Below are 5,108 nucleotides of genomic sequence, written 5' to 3' on the forward strand. Positions count from 1 at the left end.
CAAATACGAATCGACGTCTTGGAAGTACAGCCCCGGCTCATCCGCGTCCAGATTACGACCGATGAACACCAGGGGCACAAGCTCAGGGATAACGGCGTCTTCGTCAAGGACGCTCACACGGAAGTAGACCCGGCCAACAACTTGGTCCCCCGCTTTCACGGCCTCCACCGGGCCGTTGGCGTAAGCGCCGCGCCGGCGGTCGGAGCTCGCGCAGCTCTGGCCGCCGGCCTTTCTTGCTTCCCACGGGTCAGCCGGGTCGGACCGCCCCATCTATCCAACCCTTCAGCCCCACGAGGAACAACAAGGACTCAGGCCATACCTGGCGTCGTCAGCCTTCGCCTTCACGGCTTCGATCTGGCAACCGGCTTTGACGTCATCTGGTGGAGGGAGTCGGCACACCCCGCCGTGAGTGATCTGGTGTCCGCGGTTCGAGAGGCTGCGCGGAGCGTGCCAAGGAAAGTGACCTAGCCCGCCACCGCGACCTCCTTCATCACCTCCGGCGGCCGTCAGACCTGGGTCATTCCGCCATCGACCGCCAGGTCGATGCCGGTGATGTAGCTGCTTTCGTCCGATGCGAGGAAGGCGACGGCCTTGGCCACCTCATCGGCCTCGCCGATTCGTCCCATCGGGATGTTGATCACGATGGCAGCCTTGAACTGCTCTAGTGCCTCCCCGACCAGTCCGATGTTGGCGTAGCCCGGCGTGGGGATTACTCCCGGACTGATGGCGTTGACCCGAATCTTGCGGGCCTTGAGGTCCACGCTCCAATTGCGAGCGAATGACCGCACCGCGGCTTTTGTTGCGCCGTATACGCCGAAGCCTGCTGTACCCGTCGACGCCGCGCTCGAAGCGTTCAGGATGATCGAGCCCCCGTCCTGGAACAGGGGCAGCGCCTTCTGCACTGTGAATACCAGTCCCTTGACGTTCACGTCGAACATGGTGTCGAAGTCCTCCTCGGTGATGGCCCCCAGGGGCTGGAGTGTGCCCATACCGGCGTTGGCGAAGAGGACGTCGATTCGCCCCTTCTGTAACTTCACGGTAGCGTACAGACGGTCGAGGTCGGCAAGGCTGGCAACGTCTCCCTGAACGGCAGTTGTGTTCTTTCCGATCCTCTTAACCGCGGCGTTGAGTTCCGCCTGACGGCGACCAGTGATGAAGACATGGGCACCCTCGGTAACGAAGCGCTCCGCCGTGGCCAATCCCAGTCCACTGTTGCCACCGGTGACGACCGCGATCTTTCCGTCGAGCTTCCCCATTTCGGACTCCTTGATCTCAGCGCGACAAAACGGCTAGCCCGTCCGTCGATCCAGATCGGGCGAGGGCGCTCGTCACATCTTTCCCTGACCCACGCCGACGCATCTACCTTCTGTACCGTTCGGTAGACAACTACCATGATCGACAAGGAGCTGTCAAGCAGATTACTACCGTTAGTACTAATCTGAAGGACGCAGCGAGCGGGCCGCCGTGCCTCGGCGTCAGCGCGACGGCTTAGTCGGCCAAACCTGCAGTGCTAGCGCGATCACCCTCAGCAACGGCCTGCGCGTGGCTCCCGTCGCCGCCAGGACGGACAATCCGAAATTGACCGCGGTGACGTAGCGGGCCAGGGCGGCGATGTCGGTGCCCACCTGAAGGTCCCCTTCCGCGACTGCCTGTTCAAACCGCTTGCGCAGTCTCGCCTCACCCTCGATCCGCTGGGCGGCCATCTGCTTTCCCAACCGACCTCCGGGGTCGCCGCACGACAGGGTGCCGCGGACCCACATGCAGCCGGGCGGAGTGTCCTCGTTCGTGCCTACGTCCACGGCACCGCGCATCATGCGTTCGGCGACCGCGCGCGCGGTCGGTTCCTGAAGCGCCAGGCGCAGATAGGACGAGGGCCCCTCCGCGTAACGCGCGAGCGCCTTGTGGAACAGCGCCCCCTTGTCGCCGAAGGCGGAGTAGAGGCTAGGCCGGTTGATGCCCATGGCCGCCGTCAGGTCCGATAGCGAGGCCGCCTCGTAGCCCTTGCGCCAGAACACCTCCATGGCCTGGTCCAGTGCCGAGTCCGTGTCGAATGACCGAGGTCGGCCGGGGGGTCTCCGATGTTTCATACTGCTCGATATTAAATCGTTCGGGCGGAGCCGTCCACCCTGAATGACCTTACGGAGGGGTGCACGATAGGCCGGGCCAACGGCGGATCCGCCCCGTCGGCCACACACGCGGGCGACCAGTCCGGAGTGCGAACCACGTGCGTTGGCATGTGCAGGCGCAGGCCCCGAGGTGAGAACGCGCCGCGGGGATGGACGAATGCCGCGCGCGACGAACGTCCCGCGCCCCGGTGTCGTTTCGAGCGACCCTGCTGCCATGAGCTCGGTCAACGCGGCAAGGACGGTATTGCGATGTACGTCTAGGCTGGCCGCGAGCCGCCGGCTGCCGGGCAACCGGTCCCCCGGGCGCAGCCGTCCTCGCTGGATGTCAGCCGTCAGTGAACGCGCGATCTGCAGGAACGGCGGAAGAACCGCCGCGCGATCGACGTCGATTACGAGTTCCCACGTGTGGCATTTCTCTGCCCGCTATTCTACAGCTGCTGCACTCAACCAGTGCCCACTGGTCCAGGCGCAATCATCAATGCGGCTCTTGTCCCTTAGACCAGTATAGCTACACTCAGACAGATGATGCGCGAAGCTGGATGCTGCGCTCCGGACCATTTCGTGTTCTCTCTGCGTCGCCGGTGGCTGGACCCATCCCTTCGTCGGGGAAGATCATGAAACATGCTTGGCTTGGGATAGTTGCCACACTGCTTCCCACGATCCTCGGCGCTCAAGCCGGCGGTCGGCCCGTCGAGTTTCAAGACGGTCACGTCAGCGGTCAAACTGAACGGGGGCCATACGCGCGCATAGCGATTATGCGCGCGCTCGACGGCCATTCAGTCGAGTGGGAAGCCGGGTACATCCGCCATCTTGAGTGGCACCGGCAGGCGAAGGACACATTTGGCTGGTACAGTTACTCGGTCTGGGCATCAACTGAACGGCAGCGCTCGATCATCTACGCGACGTTCGGCCATACAGCAGCTGAACTGAGCAACCCGGTAGCTCCGGCCGAAGACGAGCGGGACAATCTCATCAACGTCCTGCCACACGCCCAATTCCTTGGGAACGGGGTCTACGAGTTCCTGCCTGCGCTCTCGCGGGGCAGTGGTGTGCCGAGTGCGGCTCCTCGGGCCGAGTACACAACGGTGGAGCTGACCCAAGGGGCGGGCAAGGCTTTCGAAGCGGCGCTCGGAGAGCAATCACAACCGGAAGGAGAGACGCTCTGGTATCGAATGGTCGTGGGCGGCGATACTCCACGCTACGTTTGCCTTCGTCCGCGCGCAAGCCTGGCGGCCATTCTCGATGAGCGCGCTCATCTGGCACTCCCTGAGAAGGCGAACGGCCTGATCTCGAAGATGACGGTGGAGACTCTCAACCTGCGGCCGAACATGTTGGTTAACGTCACGCCCGAGCCCGCGCGCTGAGCGCGCAGACTTCTCCTCGCGAGTCCTGGGCGCGAATCCACAAGCGGCGAGCGTGGGCGGCGGTTGTAGTTGCTGGTGGAGGGATCCGCGGTTGACAAACGCTCCACCGCTCTCGCCGCCGCGAAACACCGCGACCCTCCCTAGAACTGGCATGAAATGATCGCGTGAGGAGTACTGAGCACACATCCCGGAAATGGCCGTGCATTCTTCATCGTGACCGCATCCCTCGACGCCGTCGATAGAACGTCTAGCCCTTGGCTCGTTCGCGAATTCACTGGCTGATAACCCTCCGTCGCTTTCACCACGTCGTTGGGGCGATCTATGCGCGCTCTATTAATCGGAGGCAGTGGCTTCATCGGGTCACACGTCGCTCGAGCGCTAGAGCAGCACGGCTACGACGTCGTCGTCTTTCACCGCGGCAACACAGTTGCCAAGAATCAGATCTGGGAGATCGACGGGTGCTCCGCGCCCACACCGCTTCGCTGTGGACCGCCGAACCAGACGTGGTCATCGACCTGATTCTCAGCTCAGGCACGCAAGCGCGCCAGCTGATGCACCAGTTTCGCGGGCTGACGAGCCGTGTCGTCGTCATCAGCTCATGTGACGTCTATCGGGCCCGTGGCATCCTGCATGGATCGGAGCTGGGCCCTCTCGAGCCCGTTCCTCTCACTGAAACGTCGCCGCAGCGCACGAACCTGCAGACGTATCCTCCGGATCGGATCAAGAGGCTTCACGGTGTGTTTGGCTGGCTGGATGAGGAATACGACAAGAGTCCAGTCGAACGCGAGATTCTTGGTAACCCGGAACTCTCGAGAATTGTCCTTCGCCTGCCGATGGTTCACGGTCCGCGCGACCCGCTCCATCGATTTCACTCTGTCGTGACACGCGTCGACGATCGGCGGCCCGCGATGTTACTGGAAGAGAAGTGAGCGGCGTGGAGGGGTCCGCGCGGTTACGTCGAGAACGTCGCGGCGGCCATCGCGTTGGCCGCAATAGACAGCCGCGCGGCAGGCCCCGTCTACAACGCCGGCGAAGCCGAGAGTCTGACCGAGCTCGAGTGGGCGACACGGATCGCATCCGCAGCCCGCTGGGACGGCCGGATCATGCCGTTGCCCGCAGCACGAATGCCGCGACACTTGCGATGCCAGGCAACACCGATCAGCACTGGACGATCGACACGACCCTCATTTGTGAAGACCTTGCCTACCGCGAGCCGGTTGCAAAGGACGAAGCGATTCGCCGGACGATTGCGTGGGAGGGCGTACACGCACCCAAAGTGGACGAGGCCATGTTCGACTACGCGGCTGAAGACGCGGCTCTGCGGTCGATAGAGAGCGCGCAGAGATCACGTTGATCGCATCTCTTAAAGGCACCGATGTCGAGAGTGCGAATCGTAACGTGGAACTGTCGGAGCGGCTCAGTCGGCCAGCGTCTGTCGGAGTTGGCCGAACTCGATCCGCATCTCGTCTTCCTGCAAGAGTGCGGACCGATAGAAAATGCGGCATCGGCCAACGTGGTCTGCAGTCGGATGATCAGTCGCCGGAAAGGCATCGCCCTTCTGGCGCCTGCGGCGTCGTGCCGCTCCATCGTGCGTCCTTTGTTGAACGGGAGCGGGCGC

6 protein-coding genes are annotated in these 5,108 nt (G+C 63.1%); 4 read left to right on the forward strand and 2 right to left on the reverse strand.

Going from position 1 to position 5,108, the window contains the following annotated elements; all coding sequences use genetic code 11:
• Window positions 1-506 precede the first annotated feature (506 nt).
• Together VN461_00270 and VN461_00275 are read right to left on the reverse strand one after the other, a co-directional pair.
• A complete protein-coding gene (locus VN461_00270) occupies window positions 507-1,256 on the reverse strand; it encodes a glucose 1-dehydrogenase (GenBank protein HXB53189.1) in 750 nt (249 codons plus the stop codon).
• 219 nt (window positions 1,257-1,475) lie between these two features.
• Window positions 1,476-2,087 carry a TetR/AcrR family transcriptional regulator gene (locus VN461_00275; protein ID HXB53190.1) on the reverse strand — a complete coding sequence of 204 codons (612 nt, stop codon included), beginning with the start codon at window positions 2,085-2,087 and terminating at the stop codon, window positions 1,476-1,478.
• Window positions 2,088-2,881: 794 nt separating this feature from the next.
• Here VN461_00275 and VN461_00280 point away from each other — a divergent pair.
• From VN461_00280 to VN461_00295, 4 genes are all read left to right on the forward strand, one after another.
• A complete protein-coding gene (locus tag VN461_00280; protein ID HXB53191.1) occupies window positions 2,882-3,490 on the forward strand; it encodes a hypothetical protein in 609 nt (202 codons plus the stop codon).
• A 321-nt stretch (window positions 3,491-3,811) separates the two neighbouring features.
• Window positions 3,812-4,009: an NAD-dependent epimerase/dehydratase family protein gene (locus VN461_00285; protein ID HXB53192.1), complete on the forward strand. Its 198-nt coding sequence runs from the start codon at window positions 3,812-3,814 to the stop codon at window positions 4,007-4,009.
• Complete coding sequence (locus tag VN461_00290) at window positions 3,949-4,419, forward strand: hypothetical protein (protein ID HXB53193.1); 471 nt, start codon at window positions 3,949-3,951, stop codon at window positions 4,417-4,419. Before VN461_00285 ends, VN461_00290 begins: the two co-directional genes overlap by 61 nt.
• 128 nt (window positions 4,420-4,547) lie before the next feature.
• Entirely contained in the window at window positions 4,548-4,844 is a 297-nt protein-coding gene (locus VN461_00295; GenBank protein HXB53194.1) for a hypothetical protein, read from the forward strand.
• Window positions 4,845-5,108: the final 264 nt, after the last annotated feature.

The organism is Vicinamibacteria bacterium (genome assembly GCA_035570235.1).
Classification (GTDB): Bacteria; Acidobacteriota; Vicinamibacteria; order Fen-336; family Fen-336; genus DATMML01.

Coding starts and splice junctions, on each gene's coding strand:
- VN461_00270 (HXB53189.1), bottom strand. CDS start 1,256: ATGGGGAAGCTCGACGGAAAGATCGCGGTCGTCACCGGTGGCAACAGT.
- VN461_00275 (HXB53190.1), bottom strand. CDS start 2,087: ATGAAACATCGGAGACCCCCCGGCCGACCTCGGTCATTCGACACGGAC.
- VN461_00280 (HXB53191.1), top strand. CDS start 2,882: ATGCGCGCGCTCGACGGCCATTCAGTCGAGTGGGAAGCCGGGTACATC.
- VN461_00285 (HXB53192.1), top strand. CDS start 3,812: ATGCGCGCTCTATTAATCGGAGGCAGTGGCTTCATCGGGTCACACGTC.